The organism is Scandinavium hiltneri (assembly GCF_024764835.1).
In the GTDB taxonomy this organism is placed as follows: domain Bacteria; phylum Pseudomonadota; class Gammaproteobacteria; order Enterobacterales; family Enterobacteriaceae; genus Scandinavium; species Scandinavium hiltneri.
This window is the reverse complement of record NZ_JALIGE010000067.1, coordinates 29744-46994: the sequence shown is the minus strand read 5'-3', so window position 1 is coordinate 46994 and position 17251 is coordinate 29744. Positions and strand designations below refer to the sequence as shown.

The following is a 17251-nucleotide window of genomic DNA, read 5'->3' as shown; positions in this document are numbered from 1 at the left end:
TTTCCGTTTAAAATGACAAAGCGGCGCAAAAGTTAGCGTCGGTTGTGTGGGTGTCTCTTCAAAAGGAATACTAGATGTAGTTAATAAAAACTTCAACCATACAATATATAGTTATTTTGAATTGATTTGCCCCCGCTAACGAGCGTGGCGAGGGCGAGGTTTTTTGACTGAAATTACATGCGCATACTGACGGCGAGACGGTTAAAGGCATTCATCAGGCTGATGGCAAAGGTCAGTTCGCTGATTTCTTTCGCGCTGAAATACGCCAGCAGCGGTTCATATACCGCATCTTCCGCACGGGTGCGGGCAATGTCGGTCACATCTTCCGCCCAGGCCAGCGCCGCACGCTCACGGTCGGAAAACTGCTGACTCACGCGCCAACCGGCCAGCGCGTCCAGTTTCACCTGCTCAACGCCTTGTTTGCGTAGCGCTTTACTGTGCATTTCCAGGCAGAAAGCACAGCCGTTAATCTGCGATACGCGCAGATACACCAGTTCAATCAACGACAGTTCCAGCTCGCTGCGCTCAAGCGCTTTACTTGCTTGCACAAAGGCGGCATAGACTTCAGGGCTCAGTTCATAGTACGGCTGACGTAATGTGTTCATTGGGTTTCTCCTCTTAACGATGGCGGAACTTTAGCACTATAATGGTCTGCTAAAGAGAGCCATCTTTTGAGTGAAAAACCAGACCATGAATGACGTCTCCCGTGGACCACGCTACCAGCAAATTTCCCGCCAGCTTAAAGCCGCCATTGAGCAGGGCGAACTCGCGCCGGGCAAACGGCTGCCTGCCAGCCGGGTCTACGCCCAGGAACTTGGCGTCTCACGCGCCACGGTTGAAGCCGCCTACGGTGAGCTGGTGGCGCAGGGTTGGCTGGAGCGACGTGGGCAGGCGGGAACGTTTGTCAGTGCAGGCGTGATGCCAGGGCCCGCCGCGCCGGAACCGATGTGGTACGGCGGCGAGCAGCCGGAGCCGCAACCGTTTCAGATGGGACTGCCCGCCCTGGATCTGTTTCCGCGTGCGCAGTGGGCGCGAGTGATGGGGCGGCGGCTGCGCACTCAGACGCGTTTCGATCTGGCGCTCGGCGATGTGTGCGGCGAAATGGCGCTGCGCAGTGCCATTGTCGAATACCTGCGTTTTTCCCGAAGCATCGAGTGTCTGCCGGAACAGGTGTTTATCACCACGGGCTATGCGGCGTCGATGGCGCTGATCCTGAACACACTCGGCCAGCCGGGGGATAAAATCTGGCTGGAGGACCCCGGTTTTCCGCTGATCCGCCCGTTGATCGCCCGTCAGGGGATCGTGTGTTGTCCGGTGCCGGTGGATGACGAAGGCATGCGTATTGATGAAGGACTGCGGCTGGCACCGGATGCGCGTTTTGCGCTGCTGACGCCCGCGCATCAGAGCCCGCTGGGCGTAGCGCTGTCACTCCCGCGCCGCCATCAGCTGTTGGACTGGGCCGCGCACCGGGAAGCGTGGGTAATTGAAGATGACTACGACAGCGAATTTCGCTATCAGGGCAAACCGCTGCCGCCGATTAAAAGCCTGGATGCACCGCAGCGGGTGATTTACGCCGGAACGTTCAGCAAATCGATGTTTCCCGCACTGCGCACCGCCTGGCTGGTGGTGCCGCTGCCACAGGTGGCCGCGTTTCGTCAGCAGGCGTCGCTGGCGGCGTGCGGCGTGCCGCTGTTGTGGCAGCAAACGATGGCGGATTTCATGCGCGAAGGGCATTTCTGGCGACATCTGAAAAAGATGCGTCAACACTATGCCCGGCGGCGTCAGTGGCTGGAGCAGGCGCTGGTCGAGCAGGGATTTCGCGTCGTGCCGCAGCAGGGGGGCATTCAGCTGGTGATGAGCGTCGGCGGTGACTGTCACGAACTTGCCCGCCGTGGGCGCCAGGCCCGGCTGGCGGTTCAGGCATTAAGCGACTGGCGCATTAACAGTCAGGGCGAATCGGGGTTGTTGATGAGCTTCACCAATATCTCAAGTCTGGCGATGGCGCAGCAGCAGGCGAAAATGCTCTACCAGGCGATAAAGTAAAAACCCCGACAGACCAAAAGCCTGCCGGGGCGGGCGCCTATTTATTATCAGCACGACGCTCTAATTATCGACGCATACTCAGCAACGCGCCAATAAAGATACCGACCGCAGCAGCGGCACCCACCGCTTGCCACGGTTTATCGCGGATAAAGCCGTCCGCACACCCTACGGCATCGCGGGCTGTCTGTTGGACGCGGGTACGACCATACATCCTGGCGCGGGTTTCACGCAGCAATGCTTTGGCTTTGCGCTGGGCGTTATCCGATTCGTCTTTGGCATCGCTGCCCCAGGACTTCAGCACCTCTTCCAGCGAGTCGGCCAGTTGGCTTACATCGTTTTGAATATCCTGAACGCCATCATCTACATCGTTGCGATTAGGTCTGTTGAACATGGGATCCTCCCCTGATTAACGGTGACGTTAAGTCTAGGACAGATTTCAATCCTCTGAGATGAATCACGCCTTATTAAGCCGTTTATGGATTTTTCTGAAAGCGATGCTAATGCTGAATACTGTAAGGTGGCGTGGCTGTACAGGATAACGAGGAAACACTATGTATTTACGACCTGATGAGGTAGCGCGCGTTCTTGAAAAAGTCGGTTTCACGATGGACGACGTGACGCAGAAAATTTACGGCTACCGCCGTGGCGATAATTATGTCTATGTGAATCGCGAAGCGAGGATGGGCAGAACGGCGCTTATCATTCATCCGGCCCTTAAAGAGCGCAGCAATATGCTGGCGGACCCGGCTTCAGACATTAAAACCTGCGACCATTATCAACAGTTTCCGCTTTATTTAGGCGGTGATGCGCAACAGCATTATGGAATACCGCACGGCTTCAGCTCTCGCATTGCGCTTGAGCGTTTTCTGAATGGACTTTTTGGCGACGGGTTATAAGCCTACGACTGGCATTCTGGCCAGTCGTGGCCTTTATACTCGTCATACTTCAAGCCGCATGTGCGTTGGCTACACCAGCTCACCCCAGTCACTTACTTGAGTAAGCTCCCGGGGACTCACAGGTTTTCCGTCTGCCTGCAACTTGAATTATTTAGAGTATATCAGCGTCAGGCGTACTGACTGACGCGAAACAGACGGCGGCAATAATCGAGGAAATACCCGTAAACGGCGCCCATCACCATCGACACCACGATATTCGAGCTTACCGCTGCGGCAATCTGATGCCAGTCTGCGCCCACCGACAGTAAAATCAAAACATACACCGGTGACTGAAACGTCACGTAGGCTACGACGTCGGCGAGGTTTTTCATCCATTTTGACGGGCTCAACCGGCGCGCATGGAGCATCATCCAGTCACGGTAAAAACCGTATGGCCATGCAATTAAAATGTTGACCGGGATAGCCACCAGACGCGAAGAAAGTGACTGCTCAAAGCTCATACCGGAGAGAAATATTTCAATCAACATGTTCACGACGGAACAGTAGACCACCATGGCGAAAGTGTCTGCTGCCGCATGACGCAGGCGAGACTGCGCAGAGAACATCGGTATGCTCCTTGAAGAAAGAGGTAAAAACGGAATTTTAGCGTTATTAACAGTGCTTTGGGTTGGCTCTGTTTTCCTGCATAGAGTATCCATCTGCCTTAAAAGTAACAACTAGCTCAAAATTTTTATTTATACGCGTTTTGTTAATAAAATACTCTGCGCGAAGAGGTTTTCATCGCATAACGCTATTTTTGTTGCTGATGTTATTTTTGTCGTTATTTTTCAATGTATTGATTGTTTTTGGCAGTAAAGATATGTCAGTGGCGCTGGTTGAGCGAGCAAAATTTTATCCTATGGCATCATCCAAAACGTATTCAGCGTTTATTGATGTCTATTTTGATTTTTTAAGTGATTAATCCTGATTGTTATGTCGTTTTTCTATTCACATCGAATGGGTATTTATTCAGTAGCTTGTTCGGCTGTGGGCTGGGCTAATCACCTGACACTAAAGAAAGAGTTTGCTCACCGTCAGGCATGCCCGCAGATAATATCAACAGTATTTATTCAGTCGTCACCGTTAACTGTTTACTGATATATGAAAATATGCCCAATCTGTTATGGTTAAATATATATGTTGATAATCTCACTATGAGATAAAGACACAGGTGCAGCGGTGGTAAATAATTCCATCATATAATACAATTGTTCCAGTAGTGCCAATTTTTAGCCAGTGGAAAGGAATTTAAATAATATATGTCAATTATGTTACAGAAACTTAATAATATTCGCACCCTGCGCGCCATGACGCGTGAATTCTCCATTGACGTGCTTGAAGAGATGCTGGAAAAATTCAGGATCGTGACTGAAGAAAAACGTAGCGAAGAAGAAAGCCTGCGCGAAAACTTGGCCGAGAAGCAGGAAAAAATCAATGCCTGGCTTGAGCTTATGAAATCCGAAGGCATCTCCCCGGATGACCTGATGGGTGACATTGCGGCGCCAACCGGTACCAGCAAAAAGCGTGCGGCTCGCCCGGCAAAATACCGTTTCACTGATTTCAACGGTGAGCAGAAAACCTGGACCGGTCAGGGCAGAATGCCGAAGCCGCTCGCTCAGGCTGTTGCTAACGGTAAATCACTTAATGATTTTCTGATTTAACATTTAGGCGTTAACAACGAAGGCGGTGAGATTTCCCTCACCGTTTTTATTTAGCAGACGCCAAAGTCGCCTTCTTCATGGTAGGGAGCAACATCTACCGCTTTCAGGGTATATTTCTCCCCCTGTTCATCGCTTGCAGCAACGGCCACAATTTGGTCGCCGTGAATTTCGATGATTTTCATTTTGGGGCCGCCCATTTTGGGTTGTACCAGATCGCCAACAGAATACATTGTGTTCTCCTTTTTTATTGCCTGTCGTTATACCTTAGCGCACGCAGGGTTAAAAAGGTAAAAGAGGGTAAACGCGATGGGCGAAAATGCCAGGTCGGGCGACAATGGCTACGCTTAGAGAAGTATCTCTTTTTTATCATGACTCATTGCATGGAGTTTTTATGGGTTTCTGGCGCATCGTTTTTACCATTCTCATCCCACCGTTGGGCGTTTTGCTGGGTAAAGGATTTGGCTGGGCGTTTATCCTTAACATCGTGCTGACGCTGCTCGGTTATATCCCGGGTCTGATCCACGCGTTCTGGGTTCAGACGCGCGACTGATTTCAATCAGTGACGTTTTTTGCCCGGTGGCGTTTCGCTCACCGGGCCTGTACTTTAATACCCGACTTTCAACACCTGCCCGCTTTGCACCCCTTCAACACTCCGACGAAACGCCAGCGCCACGCGTGCGGCCGGAACACTTTCAAAACCAGGGAAGAACGGGCCGTAAACCGCTTCCGATTCGGTCAAAAGCGTCGGGCTCACCAGATTTATCCTTATCCCACGCTGTAATTCGCAGGCAGCGGCTTTTACGAAGCCCGCCAGCGCCGCATTTACGCTGGTAGCATTGACGCCCTGGCCGATAGGCTCATCGGCGATGATCCCGCTGGTCAGTGTAATGGACCCGCCGTCATTGAGAAAATGCTGGCCCTTCAGCGCCAGACGCACCTGCCCGAGCAGCTTATCCTGCAACCCGAGGGTAAAGTCTTCCGCCGTCATCTCGCTCAGCGGCCCGAAAAAAACATTACCGGTAGTGGCGATGATCGCATCCACCTTGCCCGTCTGGGCAAACAGCGCATCAACGCTGGCTTCATCACTCAAATCGACCCGCATATCGCCCTGGCTATGACCCACGCGGAAAACCGTGTTCTCTGCATTTTTTTCCAGCTCAGCCACAACTGCACGACCGAGCGTGCCGCTGGCACCTACAACCACTATTTTCATAATCCGCTCCTCATTGGGTATCAGGTCTATTCTTTACCGAATTAAATGTGCGATAAACGGGCATCAGGTTAGAACATTAATAACAACAGGTTCGGAATATGGATAAGCTTCGCAGTATGGAAATCTTTGTGGCGGTGGTCGAATGCGGCAGCTTTACCGACGCGGCGACGCGGCTGGAAATTTCCGCGGTGATGGTTGGGAAATATATCACTGCGCTTGAAACCACGCTGGGTGCGCGACTGCTGGACAGAACCACCCGTCGCCAGAGCCTGACGGATGCCGGACGTGTGTACGCCGAAGAGTGTCGGCGGGTGCTGGAACAGGTGGCGGCAGCGGATGCTTCCGTGGAGCGCCTGCGCGCAGCGCCATCCGGCACTTTGCGTATCAGTGCGCCGTCAACGCTCGGTGCCTGCATCGTGGCCCCGGCAGTGGCCACGTTTTTACAGCGCTATCCGGACGTGCGGGTGGAACTCGACCTCAGCAATAGGGTAGTGAACCTGGTGGAAGAAGGGTTCGATCTCGCTGTGCGAATAGGTGATTTGCGCGACGGCGATCTGGTGGCAAAACCGCTGTGTCAGTACCGGATGGTTATCTGCGCCGCGCCGGATTACCTTGCTCGCTACGGTACGCCGCAGACCCCACAGGATTTAACGGCCCACCGCTGCTTGTCGCATATGGTGTGGAATGCCCGCAATGAATGGCGACTGTCCGGCAGTGAGGTGGAAAGCCCATGGCGGCGCGATCCGGTACTGGCCTGCAACGATGGACTGGGCCTGAAAATGGCGGCGCTCGCCGGAGCAGGGCTGTTGCTTCAGCCTGAAATCTTACTTCGTGAGGAACTCAAACGCGGCGAGCTGGTGCGAGTGCTGGATGCCTGGCTGCCCACACCGCGCCCGGTACACATGCTTTATCGTCATGATCTGCACCGCCTGCCCAAGCTCAGTGGTTTTATTGATCACTTACAGCACGCGGTAGCGCAGTAGCGCAGGGGAAGTTTTATGCGGTAAAGTGAGTGAAAATTGAGGGTATGCGGGTAAGGAAATATCCATGGCAGCACGCATCGATTATGAAATTGAAAAATATCAGTTTACGCAAGTGGATGAATCGCCACGGCTGACGCAGCAATGGGCTGAAGTGCTTGAAGAGTGTCGACAGGAAAAAGCGGGCAGTGAGGCGCGTTTGCGGCTGGCCTTGCTTAACGTGGATTATGTCACCAGTTTTGAGCTGCCTTTTCGCCTGCAACTGATCCGCGCGCCGCAGTTAATCGACCGTTTGCGTGGTGAGCTGCAACTCAGCCGTAAACCCGTCACCATCAGCGATAACCGCTATGGTTGCGTTTATAGTCTCAAAGCCGATCTCAGCCACGTGCCGGAAACGTTCCGCTACCGTTTCTCCAACCGTATACGCCGGGTTGAGTCAGGAAACGTCACGACAGCCTCCTATCAGAATATTGCGAAACAGGTGAAAGCCCCGCGCGAACGTCTGAGACTGGCGCTGGAGGCTGGTTTACCGGTTACGGCGCTGGATGGCCTGTTCTGGTTTGGCATGCAGCGTATCGCCGCGGATGTTTCTACCCTGAGAAAGTCCGGCATGAAGATTTCCACCGCCGAAGTGGACGCGTTCGATACGCTGACAGGTACCCTTCGCCGGGTACCTGTTTATCAGTGGGTGAGGCAGGAGAGATAATGAGAGGAAGCGGCATTAAATCAGCTTCATCAGGACGCTGAACGGATTGAGGTTGCTGAGGGCGTCCCAGACTTTATGCAAATCGACCACGCCCGCCAGCCCGAGCAGCGCAAGGGTGATCAGCGCCGTAGAGGCGGTGATGACAATCATCAGGCGCACGAAATTGCGCTGCATTTTGTCCTGCTGCTCGACGCGACGCTCTTCTTTCTCAAATTCGACAATCGTCGCGACGGACTGCGGCTGCACGTAATAGCGGTCATCTTTCTGCGCCAAATCCCCGGTGATGATCAGCGATTTGAGCAGCAGTCTCACCTTGCGGCGAAACTCTTCATTGCGAATGTGCTTGTACCAGAGCTTACCGTACAGCATTTCGATCACTTCATCGATCAGCACGCCAGCGTGAAGCCGCGATGGGCGCTGCTGAATGTATTCATTCACCAGCAGATTAAGCAGGGCGATGCGGTCGCGACTTTTCAGCTCTTTATTGGCGAAAAACGTCGACACCAGTTTGCCTTTGCCCCGGCTAAACAGGGTTTTGATATAGGCGAAACGGGTGCGATAGCTAAAGCTGAAGCCAAGAATGCCGGAGAAACTCACCGGCCCGTAGCTGCGGTGATGGATAATTTCTGCCTGCATTGCGTCGAGTTCCGCCACGCTGATGCGCTGCTCGTCGAGATAGCGCCCCACGTCATAATCCCAGCGGGCAAGCGTCACGGCGCGATGCTTGTACCCCACCAGTTGATAGCGATTACGGTCGACATCAACCAAATGCACCGCGTAGTAATCATAAGGATTACCGCTGCGAGCGCCTTTTAAGACCAGCAGCGGAAGACGTTTTTTCCATCGTCCCTGTCGTAGGTCCGCCATTTTTGAATCAAACATACTGACTCCACCCGCGCGAAAGCGGAGAAATTAGGAAGGATAAGCCCGATCTTAGCTGTCTGGTCATTAATGCGACAATCCGAGTGTTGTTTAAAAATAATCTGGCAGCCTGCACTCACGCCGAAAGCAGCAAGATGTTCAATATGCGACATGGAGCACAAAAGACTGTCATGGCGTAATTGAGTTCATTCTTATGCTTAGGAATGTCAGGCTATGTAAAATATTAGCCTGAATTTACGGCAAAAGGCAGTGTTGTAAATATGTTCTAATTTCTGATTGCATGTTAAGAACAAGCTTAGGCAATGATAACAAAACATTGCTGCGGCGCTGTGATTAACATAATAGTGCGAACCTGATCTGAATTTAACCTTTATTTACGTGTGACATTATAGCTTATGTTGATAAATACAAAAATAATTGATTAATGAATGAGTGTTTCCTGCTCGCTAATTGATTGAAAGTTAGCCTTAAGCAAGCGGGAAATATAATCATGAATGGCATGTTTTATCTCCATAAAATAAATTTATACCCGTCTTATTTATTGATGAAAATCACTCTAAATGCAGATGAAAAATAATCAACAATATGAATTTTAACGGTTTTTTTCCTTTTGTTGGGTTGTGTAAAAACGGTTTCTGGCAAACTGTGAGTAATCGCACATACCCCAAGGGGTTATATTGCCTAGAATTCACCGCGAAATGGAAATTAAGGGTGAATAAGATGGAAAATATCATTTTACCGAAAACGCAGCAGCTGGTGGTTTTTCAGGAAGTCATCAGAAGTGGCTCTATCGGCTCGGCGGCGAAACAGCTCGGTTTAACCCAGCCTGCGGTCAGTAAAACGATCAATGACATCGAATCCTATTTTGGCATTGAGCTGATGGTCCGGAAAAATACCGGCGTGACGCTCACCAGTGCCGGCCAGGTTTTACTCTCCTATTCCGAGTCCATCACCCGTGAAATGAAAAACATGGTGAGCGAGATTAACAGCCTGAGCTGTAGCCATGTGGTGGACGTTTCCTTCGGGTTCCCGTCGCTGATTGGCTTTACCTTTCTTTCCAGCATGATGAAGAAATTCAAAGAGGTGTTCCCGAAGGCGCAGGTATCGATGTACGAAGCACAGCTGGCATCGTTCCTCCCGGCGCTGCGTGATGGGCGACTGGATTTCGCGATCGGCACCCTTAGCGATGAAATGCAGCTACAGGATCTGCACGTCGAGCCGTTGTTTGAATCCGAGTTCGTGCTGGTGGCCAGTAAATCCCGAACATGCACCGGCATGACCACGCTGGACGCGTTGCAAAACGAACAGTGGGTCCTGCCGCAAACCGATATGGGATTCTATAAAGAGCTGCTCACCACCTTCGAAAAACACCACATTAGCACCGAGAACATCGTTAAAACCGACTCCGTCGTCACCATCTACAACCTGGTTCTGAATGCCAATTTCCTGACCGTCATCCCGTGCGACATGACCGCCCCGTTTGGTTCAAACCAGTTTATTACGCTGCCCGTCGAAGACGTGTTGCCGGTGGCGCGCTATGCCGCCATCTGGTCAAAGAATTATCGAATTAAAAAATCTGCCTCAGTATTAGTCGAACTGGCAAAACAATATTCACTGCATAATTGTCGCAAACGAAAAGAAATCGCCGAATTAGTCTGATTTAACTTTTTATTATTACTTACTCTGGAGCGCTGGAATACAGGCTCTGCCCCCTTTTATTTTTATTCCTGAGAAGAGGATAAAATGCATATTACATACGATCTGCCCGTCACCCTTGATGATATTCAAATGGCGCAAAAACGTCTGGCCGGTAAAATATATAAAACCGGGATGCCGCGTTCTAATTATTTGAGCGAATGCTGCAAAGGCGAAATATACCTCAAGTTCGAAAATATGCAGCGTACCGGTTCATTTAAAATCCGCGGCGCATTTAACAAATTAAGTTCTTTGACCGAAGCGGAAAAACGCAAAGGCATCGTGGCATGCTCCGCCGGGAACCACGCGCAGGGCGTGTCGCTCTCTTGCGCGATGCTCGGCATCGACGGCAAAGTGGTCATGCCGCGCAGCGCACCGAAATCGAAGGTCGCTGCCACCACGGATTATTCCGCCGAAGTGGTGCTGCACGGTGACAGCTTTAACGACACCATCGCCCGCGCCAGTGAAATCGTCGAAATGGAAGGGCGCATTTTCATCCCGCCGTATGACGACAAAATGGTTATTGCCGGGCAGGGCACCATCGGGCTTGAGATCCTCCAGGATCTGTACGACGTCGATAACGTGATTGTACCGATCGGCGGCGGTGGCCTGATTGCGGGGATCGCCATGGCAATCAAATCCATTAACCCGACCATCCGCATCATCGGCGTGCAGTCCGAAAACGTACACGGTATGGCGGCCTCGTTCCGCGCCGGGGAAATCACCAACCACCGCACCCGCGCCACGCTGGCGGACGGCTGCGACGTCTCCCGCCCAGGCATTCTGACTTTTGAAATCGTGCGCGAACTGGTGGATGACATTGTGCTGGTCAGTGAAGACGACATTCGCCGCAGCATGGTGGCGCTCATTCAGCGCAATAAAGTCATTACCGAAGGCGCGGGCGCGCTGGCCTCGGCGGCGCTGCTCAGCGGCAAACTTGATGAACATATTCGTGGGCGCAAAACCGTCAGCATCGTTTCTGGCGGCAATATCGACCTGTCCCGCGTCTCGCAAATTACCGGTTTAGTTGACGCTTAATTTCTTTTGATAAGGAAACTTTTATGAGCAACGCAGAAACCCTCATTGCCAGTACCGACAAAGCGTCGGCCTGGCGCAAATCTGACACCACCTGGACGCTGGGCCTGTTTGGCACCGCCATCGGGGCAGGGGTGCTCTTTTTCCCGATCCGTGCCGGTTACGGTGGCCTGATCCCGATTTTACTGATGCTGGTGCTGGCGTATCCGATTGCCTTTTACTGCCACCGGGCGCTGGCGCGGCTTTGTCTTTCGGGGAGCAATCCGTCCGGCAATATCACCGAAACCGTCGAAGAACACTTCGGCAAAACCGGCGGCGTAGTCATTACCTTCCTTTACTTCTTTGCGATTTGCCCGCTGCTGTGGATTTACGGGGTCACGATAACCAACACCTTCATGACCTTCTGGGAAAACCAGCTGCAGATGGTGCCGCTTAACCGTGGCCTGGTGGCGCTGTGCCTGCTGTTGGTGATGGCATTTGTCATCTGGTTCGGTAAGGACCTGATGGTCAAAGTGATGAGCTTCCTGGTCTTCCCGTTCATCGCAAGCCTGGTGCTGATTTCGCTGTCGCTGATCCCTTACTGGAACTCAGCGGTCATTGATCAGGTGCACCTCAGCGACATCGCCTTTACCGGACACGACGGCATTCTGGTCACCGTATGGCTGGGTATTTCCATCATGGTGTTCTCCTTCAACTTCTCGCCGATTGTCTCGTCGTTCGTGGTCTCCAAGCGCGAAGAGTATGAAGGGGAGTTTGGTCGCGATTACACCGAGAAGAAGTGTTCCAAAATCATCGGTCGCGCCAGTATGCTGATGGTCGCGGTGGTGATGTTCTTCGCCTTTAGCTGCCTGTTCACGCTCTCTCCGGCAAACATGGCGGAAGCCAAAGCGCAGAACATTCCGGTGCTCTCCTACCTCGCGAACCACTTCGCGTCGATGACCGGACAGAAAACAACGTTCGCCACCGTGCTGGAATACGGCGCATCGATTATCGCGCTGGTCGCTATCTTCAAATCCTTCTTCGGCCACTACCTCGGTACGCTGGAAGGGCTGAACGGGCTGATCCTCAAGTTCGGTTACAAAGGCGACAAGACCAAAATCACCAGCCGCAAACTGAACACCCTGAGCATGATTTTCATCATGGGCTCAACCTGGGTGGTGGCATACGCCAACCCGAATATCCTCGATTTGATTGAAGCGATGGGCGCGCCGATTATCGCCTCGCTGCTGTGCCTGCTGCCAATGTTCGCGATTCGTAAAGTCCCGGCGCTGGCGAAATTCAAAGGGAAGGCGGACAACATTTTTGTTACTGCCATTGGTTTCCTGACCATTCTGAACATCGTTTATAAGCTGTTCTGAACAGGATGACGGAGTCGTAAATGATTGAATTTCCGGTAGTGCTGGTCATTAACTGTGGATCCTCATCGATTAAGTTTTCGGTACTGGATGCACTAAGCCAGGACGTATTGCTGACCGGCCTCGCGGACGGCATCAATAACGAAGGCGCAGCCCTCACGGTGAATGGAGGTGAGCCAGCGACGCTGGCTTACCCAACCTACGAATGTGCGTTGCAGGCGATTGCCAGCGAACTGGAAAAACGCGCCCTGATCGACAGCGTGGCCTTAATTGGCCACCGTATCGCCCACGGCGGCAGTATTTTCAGTGAATCGGTGCGGATTACCGACGAGGTAATCGCTCAAATCCGTGAAGTTTCACCGCTGGCACCGTTGCACAACTACGCCAACCTCAGCGGCGTGGAGGCGGCGCAGCGTTTGTTCCCCGGCGTGCAACAGGTGGCGGTGTTTGACACCAGTTTCCACCAGACACTGGAGCCGCACGCGTATCTGTACGGTCTGCCGTGGCACTATTTTGAAGGGCTGGGCGTGCGTCGCTACGGCTTTCACGGCACCTCGCATCGCTATGTCAGCCAGCAGGCGCATACCCTGCTGGGCCTGCGTGAAGAGGATTCCGGGCTGGTGATTGCGCATCTGGGGAACGGCGCGTCGATTTGCGCGGTTCGTAACGGGCGCAGCGTGGATACCTCAATGGGCATGACGCCGCTGGAAGGGCTGATGATGGGCACCCGCTGCGGCGACGTCGATTTTGGTGCGATGGCGTGGATTGCCGAACAGACCGGGCAAAGCTTCAGTGATCTGGAGCGGGTCGTGAATAAGGAGTCCGGGCTGCTGGGTATTTCCGGGCTTTCGTCGGATATGCGCACGCTCGAAAAGGCGTGGCACGACGGGCACACGCACGCCCGGCTCGCCATTCAGACTTTTGTGCATCGCATCGCGCGCCACATTGCCGGGCACGCTGCTTCATTACACCGCCTCGACGGCATTATTTTTACCGGCGGGATCGGCGAAAACTCCACGTTAATTCGCCAACTGGTGATGGCGCATTTGCAGGTGTTTTCCCTGACGCTGGACGAAGATAAAAACGCCCTGCATGGAAGCGAGGAACGGATTATTTCCGGCGCACATTCGGCGGTCGCCTGCGCCGTTATTCCGACCAATGAAGAAAAGATGATTGCACTCGATGCCATTCAGTTAGGGGAAATGAATTTCTCTGCTGAATACGCACTTTCCTGAAATAGAAAGTTGAATAACAGAGAGCTCAGAAATGAAGGTTAATATCGACATAAACGATATGCATTATACCGATGCCTGGCAGGGATTTAACGGCGCGGAATGGAAGCACAGTATTAACGTTCGTGATTTTATTCAGCAAAACTACACCCCTTACGAAGGCGATGAATCTTTTCTCGCTGACGCCACGCCGGCCACCACGGCGCTGTGGGAAAAGGTGATGGCGGGCATTCGCCAGGAAAACGCCACCCATGCGCCGGTGGATTTTGATACCAACGTCGCAACCACTATTACCGCCCATGACGCGGGCTACATCGACCAGCCGCTGGAAAAAATCGTCGGCTTGCAGACTGACAAACCGCTCAAGCGTGCGCTGCACCCGTTTGGCGGCATCAACATGATCAAAAGCTCGTTCGACGCTTACGGCTGTGAAATGGATGCGCAGTTTGAATACCAGTTCACGTCGCTGCGTAAAACCCATAACCAGGGCGTGTTTGACGTCTATTCCCCGGAAATGATGCGCTGCCGTAAATCGGGCGTGCTGACCGGTTTGCCGGACGGTTACGGGCGCGGGCGCATCATCGGCGACTATCGCCGCGTGGCGCTGTACGGCATTACGTATCTGGTGCGCGAACGTGAACTGCAGTTTGCTGATTTGCAGGGCGCGATGGAGCGTGGCGAAGATCTGGAAGCCACCATTCGCCTGCGTGAAGAGCTGTCCGAACACCGGCGCGCGCTATTACAGATTCAGGAAATGGCCGCCAAATATGGCTACGACATTTCCCGCCCGGCGCAGACCGCGCAAGAGGCCGTGCAGTGGGTCTATTTTGCCTATCTGGCCGCGGTGAAATCGCAGAACGGCGGCGCGATGTCGCTCGGCCGCACCACCGCGTTCCTCGATATCTACATTGAACGCGATATGCAGGCCGGTCGCCTGAATGAGAAAGATGCTCAGGAACTGGTCGATCACTTCATTATGAAGATTCGGATGGTGCGTTTCCTGCGCACGCCGGAGTTCGACACGCTGTTCTCCGGCGACCCTATCTGGGCCACCGAAGTGATTGGCGGGATGGGCCTCGATGGCCGCACGCTGGTGACTAAGAGCGCCTTCCGCTACTTGCACACCCTGCACACCATGGGGCCTGCGCCGGAGCCGAACCTGACCATTCTGTGGTCGGAAGCGCTGCCGATTGCCTTCAAGAAATATGCCGCGCAGATGTCTATCGTCACCTCTTCATTGCAGTATGAAAACGACGACCTGATGCGCAGCGATTTCGACAGCGATGACTACGCGATTGCCTGCTGCGTCAGCCCGATGGTGATCGGCAAGCAGATGCAGTTCTTTGGCGCGCGTGCCAACCTGGCAAAAACGCTGCTGTATGCGATTAACGGTGGCGTGGACGAGAAGCTCAAAATCCAGGTCGGGCCGAAAACGGCCCCGCTGATGGACGACGTGCTGGACTACGACACCGTCATGAGCAGCCTCGACCACTTTATGGACTGGCTGGCGACGCAGTACATCAGTGCGCTGAATCTCATTCACTATATGCATGATAAATATAGCTATGAGGCTTCACTGATGGCGCTGCACGACCGCGATGTTTATCGCACCATGGCCTGCGGGATCGCCGGCTTGTCGGTGGCGGCGGATTCGCTGTCGGCGATTAAGTACGCGAAAGTGAGCCCGGTTCGTGACCACAACGGCCTGGCGGTAGATTTCGTTATCGAAGGCGACTACCCGCAGTACGGCAATAACGACGACCGCGTGGACGACATCGCCTGCGATTTGGTAGAGCGCTTTATGAAGAAGATTAGCGCGCTGCCGACCTACCGCAATGCGGTGCCGACTCAGTCAGTGCTGACCATCACCTCTAACGTGGTGTACGGGCAGAAAACCGGCAACACGCCGGACGGACGTCGGGGCGGCACGCCGTTTGCACCGGGCGCGAACCCAATGCACGGCCGCGATCGCAAAGGCGCGGTGGCCTCGCTGACGTCGGTGGCGAAACTGCCATTCACTTACGCCAAAGACGGTATTTCCTACACCTTCTCGATAGTCCCCGCGGCGCTCGGTAAGGAAGAGGGCAGTCGTAAAACCAACCTCGTCGGGCTGCTCGACGGTTATTTCCATCATGAGGAGCGCATTGAAGGCGGGCAGCATCTGAACGTCAACGTGATGAACCGCGACATGCTGATGGACGCCATTGAACACCCGGACAATTACCCGAACCTGACTATTCGCGTCTCCGGTTATGCGGTGCGATTTAACGCACTGACCCGCGAGCAGCAGCAGGATGTGATTTCACGGACATTCACCCAGGCGATTTAAAACCGTCATCATAGTCATCGGGGCGACTCCGCATGGAGGGCGCCCCTCTTTTTTACTCTTCCTCACTCCGCGTTAATTCCCCGCCTGTTGTCTGGCGCGCTGGCGAAAAATCGTTCAGACTTAAACTAAAGACATGGTCGACGCAGGGATTCTGCTTTAAACTGCGCGCTGCAATTTTTGACATGTTTAACGATTTATTAGGTGGTAATGGCGATGCGCGGGACAATCACAACCTGGTTTGAAGACAAAGGTTTCGGTTTTATCAAAGATGAAAACGGCGAGAACCGCTATTTTCATGTGATTAAGGTCTCGAACCCTGAGCTGATCAGAAAAGACGCCACGGTGACGTTCGAGCCAACCACCAACAACAAAGGCCCATCGGCGTTCTCTGTGAAGGTCGATCCTGAGAGTAAATACATCTACATCGCGGGCGAGCGTATCAAGCTCACGGCGATTAAATCGTTCCTCTCCTTCAACGAAGAAGTGCCTGCTGAAGTCGGGATTGATAAAGAGAACGCGGTGCTGTCAGTTGGCGCACTGATGCACAACATCCGCCCGAAAGCGGCGCCCAAACCAGGCGAAATGCGCACCCTGAAAAAGCTGGTTATCACTACTTTCCAGGGAACGACGCACATCTTCTCGGAAGATGAGATTGATATCGACGCCACGATGAAGATGTTGCAGTCGAAGTAAACCGAACTCTCACTCGTTTCCCCCTTCACACTGTCTCGACACACATCATGATATTTTCAGCGTGGGTAAAGGTCAGTTACCCACGCTGGCTGATTTCGTGGTGAATGTCAGCACTTACACCAGCGAAATATCTTCTCTGCGTTTCATACGGTGCGCGCGCATAGGCCTGGAGACAGGTTTACGCGTTTTGGCATCGAAGTAGCGGCTTGGCCAGATGATTTCGGCGGGTACGCCAATCGCTTTACTGATCAGCAATTCCCCTTTTGCCCATGGGCGCGTCAGCGCATTAGCAAGCGTTGAGGAACTTAAACCCGCAGCGCGGGATTCTGCTGCCAGTGACGTGCCTTTTTTATGCAGTGCGGCAATGATGTCGGCAGTGTGCCAGTCCTGAAAAGGCAGGAAAGTGGGGCTGTGTGATAGTGTCATGTGTGTCTCCAAGGTATGTGGTTTTGACCACCAATAGAGCTGCGAAACTCTTGATTGGTGGTAGCT

The 17251-nt window shown here is 53.2% G+C and carries 19 protein-coding genes; 12 read left to right on the top strand and 7 right to left on the bottom strand.

Annotated features, from left to right (window positions below):
- Positions 1-173 precede the first annotated feature (173 nt).
- On the bottom strand, positions 174-605 hold the full coding sequence (locus tag MUU47_RS02285) for a carboxymuconolactone decarboxylase family protein (RefSeq protein WP_258986485.1): 432 nt from the start codon (positions 603-605) through the stop codon (positions 174-176).
- An 85-nt stretch (positions 606-690) separates the two neighbouring features.
- Between MUU47_RS02285 and pdxR the strand changes: the two genes are divergently transcribed.
- Positions 691-2043: a MocR-like pyridoxine biosynthesis transcription factor PdxR gene (gene pdxR, locus MUU47_RS02280; protein ID WP_258986703.1), complete on the top strand. Its 1353-nt coding sequence runs from the start codon at positions 691-693 to the stop codon at positions 2041-2043.
- Between the two features lie 64 nt (positions 2044-2107).
- Here pdxR and MUU47_RS02275 read toward each other — a convergent pair whose 3' ends face one another.
- Positions 2108-2434 (bottom strand): DUF883 family protein, encoded by a 327-nt coding sequence (locus MUU47_RS02275; RefSeq protein WP_258986484.1) that lies wholly within the window; start codon positions 2432-2434, stop codon positions 2108-2110.
- 160 nt (positions 2435-2594) lie between these two features.
- On the opposite strand from MUU47_RS02275, the gene MUU47_RS02270 reads away from it, so the two are divergent.
- Entirely contained in the window at positions 2595-2939 is a 345-nt protein-coding gene (locus MUU47_RS02270) for a DUF2002 family protein (protein ID WP_110511349.1), read from the top strand.
- Between the two features lie 167 nt (positions 2940-3106).
- Here MUU47_RS02270 and alaE read toward each other — a convergent pair whose 3' ends face one another.
- Positions 3107-3544, bottom strand: coding sequence for an L-alanine exporter AlaE (alaE, locus tag MUU47_RS02265; RefSeq protein ID WP_258986483.1), 438 nt, complete (start codon positions 3542-3544; stop codon positions 3107-3109).
- A gap of 693 nt (positions 3545-4237) precedes the next feature.
- Here alaE and stpA point away from each other — a divergent pair.
- Positions 4238-4639, top strand: a complete 402-nt coding sequence (stpA, locus tag MUU47_RS02260; RefSeq protein ID WP_258986482.1) for a DNA-binding protein StpA — start codon at positions 4238-4240, stop codon at positions 4637-4639.
- 50 nt (positions 4640-4689) lie between these two features.
- Here stpA and MUU47_RS02255 read toward each other — a convergent pair whose 3' ends face one another.
- Positions 4690-4869 (bottom strand): GDFGVC terminal motif YodC-like protein, encoded by a 180-nt coding sequence (locus MUU47_RS02255; RefSeq protein WP_159758122.1) that lies wholly within the window; start codon positions 4867-4869, stop codon positions 4690-4692.
- A gap of 161 nt (positions 4870-5030) precedes the next feature.
- Between MUU47_RS02255 and MUU47_RS02250 the strand changes: the two genes are divergently transcribed.
- Entirely contained in the window at positions 5031-5189 is a 159-nt protein-coding gene (locus tag MUU47_RS02250; RefSeq protein WP_110511345.1) for a YqaE/Pmp3 family membrane protein, read from the top strand.
- 54 nt (positions 5190-5243) lie between these two features.
- Here the strand turns inward: MUU47_RS02250 and MUU47_RS02245 are convergent, their stop codons facing one another.
- Entirely contained in the window at positions 5244-5852 is a 609-nt protein-coding gene (locus tag MUU47_RS02245) for a short chain dehydrogenase (RefSeq protein ID WP_258986481.1), read from the bottom strand.
- A 98-nt stretch (positions 5853-5950) separates the two neighbouring features.
- Between MUU47_RS02245 and MUU47_RS02240 the strand changes: the two genes are divergently transcribed.
- Positions 5951-6835, top strand: coding sequence for a LysR substrate-binding domain-containing protein (locus MUU47_RS02240; protein ID WP_258986479.1), 885 nt, complete (start codon positions 5951-5953; stop codon positions 6833-6835).
- Between the two features lie 64 nt (positions 6836-6899).
- Positions 6900-7538, top strand: a complete 639-nt coding sequence (locus MUU47_RS02235) for an ECs1377 family protein (RefSeq protein WP_258986477.1) — start codon at positions 6900-6902, stop codon at positions 7536-7538.
- 15 nt (positions 7539-7553) lie between these two features.
- Here MUU47_RS02235 and MUU47_RS02230 read toward each other — a convergent pair whose 3' ends face one another.
- The gene (locus MUU47_RS02230) at positions 7554-8420 is read right to left on the bottom strand and encodes a hypothetical protein (RefSeq protein WP_258986476.1); all 867 of its coding nucleotides are present in this window, start codon (positions 8418-8420) and stop codon (positions 7554-7556) included.
- 720 nt (positions 8421-9140) lie between these two features.
- Here MUU47_RS02230 and tdcA point away from each other — a divergent pair.
- The 6 genes from tdcA to MUU47_RS02200 all read left to right on the top strand — a co-directional run bounded on the left by tdcA (position 9141) and on the right by MUU47_RS02200 (position 16759).
- Entirely contained in the window at positions 9141-10079 is a 939-nt protein-coding gene (gene tdcA, locus MUU47_RS02225) for a transcriptional regulator TdcA (protein WP_258986475.1), read from the top strand.
- Positions 10080-10163: 84 nt separating this feature from the next.
- Positions 10164-11153 carry a bifunctional threonine ammonia-lyase/L-serine ammonia-lyase TdcB gene (tdcB, locus tag MUU47_RS02220; RefSeq protein WP_258986473.1) on the top strand — a complete coding sequence of 330 codons (990 nt, stop codon included), beginning with the start codon at positions 10164-10166 and terminating at the stop codon, positions 11151-11153.
- A 23-nt stretch (positions 11154-11176) separates the two neighbouring features.
- Positions 11177-12508, top strand: a complete 1332-nt coding sequence (gene tdcC, locus MUU47_RS02215; RefSeq protein ID WP_258986472.1) for a threonine/serine transporter TdcC — start codon at positions 11177-11179, stop codon at positions 12506-12508.
- 20 nt (positions 12509-12528) lie between these two features.
- Positions 12529-13740: a propionate kinase gene (gene tdcD / locus MUU47_RS02210; RefSeq protein WP_258986471.1), complete on the top strand. Its 1212-nt coding sequence runs from the start codon at positions 12529-12531 to the stop codon at positions 13738-13740.
- 31 nt (positions 13741-13771) lie between these two features.
- Positions 13772-16066 carry a formate C-acetyltransferase gene (gene pflB, locus MUU47_RS02205; protein ID WP_258986467.1) on the top strand — a complete coding sequence of 765 codons (2295 nt, stop codon included), beginning with the start codon at positions 13772-13774 and terminating at the stop codon, positions 16064-16066.
- Between the two features lie 207 nt (positions 16067-16273).
- The gene (locus tag MUU47_RS02200) at positions 16274-16759 is read left to right on the top strand and encodes a cold-shock protein (protein ID WP_258986465.1); all 486 of its coding nucleotides are present in this window, start codon (positions 16274-16276) and stop codon (positions 16757-16759) included.
- Positions 16760-16873: 114 nt separating this feature from the next.
- Here MUU47_RS02200 and MUU47_RS02195 read toward each other — a convergent pair whose 3' ends face one another.
- A complete protein-coding gene (locus tag MUU47_RS02195; RefSeq protein WP_258986464.1) occupies positions 16874-17185 on the bottom strand; it encodes a helix-turn-helix domain-containing protein in 312 nt (103 codons plus the stop codon).
- Between the last annotated feature and the right edge of the window lie 66 nt (positions 17186-17251).

Excerpts from the sequence above, each read along its gene's own strand:
- MUU47_RS02235 (WP_258986477.1), top strand. The coding sequence starts at position 6,900 with ATGGCAGCACGCATCGATTATGAAATTGAAAAATATCAGTTTACGCAA.
- tdcA (WP_258986475.1), top strand. The coding sequence starts at position 9,141 with ATGGAAAATATCATTTTACCGAAAACGCAGCAGCTGGTGGTTTTTCAG.
- pdxR (WP_258986703.1), top strand. The coding sequence starts at position 691 with ATGAATGACGTCTCCCGTGGACCACGCTACCAGCAAATTTCCCGCCAG.
- pflB (WP_258986467.1), top strand. The coding sequence starts at position 13,772 with ATGAAGGTTAATATCGACATAAACGATATGCATTATACCGATGCCTGG.
- stpA (WP_258986482.1), top strand. The coding sequence starts at position 4,238 with ATGTCAATTATGTTACAGAAACTTAATAATATTCGCACCCTGCGCGCC.
- MUU47_RS02255 (WP_159758122.1), bottom strand. The coding sequence starts at position 4,869 with ATGTATTCTGTTGGCGATCTGGTACAACCCAAAATGGGCGGCCCCAAA.
- MUU47_RS02245 (WP_258986481.1), bottom strand. The coding sequence starts at position 5,852 with ATGAAAATAGTGGTTGTAGGTGCCAGCGGCACGCTCGGTCGTGCAGTT.
- MUU47_RS02195 (WP_258986464.1), bottom strand. The coding sequence starts at position 17,185 with ATGACACTATCACACAGCCCCACTTTCCTGCCTTTTCAGGACTGGCAC.
- MUU47_RS02240 (WP_258986479.1), top strand. The coding sequence starts at position 5,951 with ATGGATAAGCTTCGCAGTATGGAAATCTTTGTGGCGGTGGTCGAATGC.
- MUU47_RS02200 (WP_258986465.1), top strand. The coding sequence starts at position 16,274 with ATGGCGATGCGCGGGACAATCACAACCTGGTTTGAAGACAAAGGTTTC.
- tdcB (WP_258986473.1), top strand. The coding sequence starts at position 10,164 with ATGCATATTACATACGATCTGCCCGTCACCCTTGATGATATTCAAATG.
- MUU47_RS02275 (WP_258986484.1), bottom strand. The coding sequence starts at position 2,434 with ATGTTCAACAGACCTAATCGCAACGATGTAGATGATGGCGTTCAGGAT.
- MUU47_RS02270 (WP_110511349.1), top strand. The coding sequence starts at position 2,595 with ATGTATTTACGACCTGATGAGGTAGCGCGCGTTCTTGAAAAAGTCGGT.
- MUU47_RS02285 (WP_258986485.1), bottom strand. The coding sequence starts at position 605 with ATGAACACATTACGTCAGCCGTACTATGAACTGAGCCCTGAAGTCTAT.
- tdcD (WP_258986471.1), top strand. The coding sequence starts at position 12,529 with ATGATTGAATTTCCGGTAGTGCTGGTCATTAACTGTGGATCCTCATCG.
- MUU47_RS02230 (WP_258986476.1), bottom strand. The coding sequence starts at position 8,420 with ATGTTTGATTCAAAAATGGCGGACCTACGACAGGGACGATGGAAAAAA.
- MUU47_RS02250 (WP_110511345.1), top strand. The coding sequence starts at position 5,031 with ATGGGTTTCTGGCGCATCGTTTTTACCATTCTCATCCCACCGTTGGGC.
- tdcC (WP_258986472.1), top strand. The coding sequence starts at position 11,177 with ATGAGCAACGCAGAAACCCTCATTGCCAGTACCGACAAAGCGTCGGCC.
- alaE (WP_258986483.1), bottom strand. The coding sequence starts at position 3,544 with ATGTTCTCTGCGCAGTCTCGCCTGCGTCATGCGGCAGCAGACACTTTC.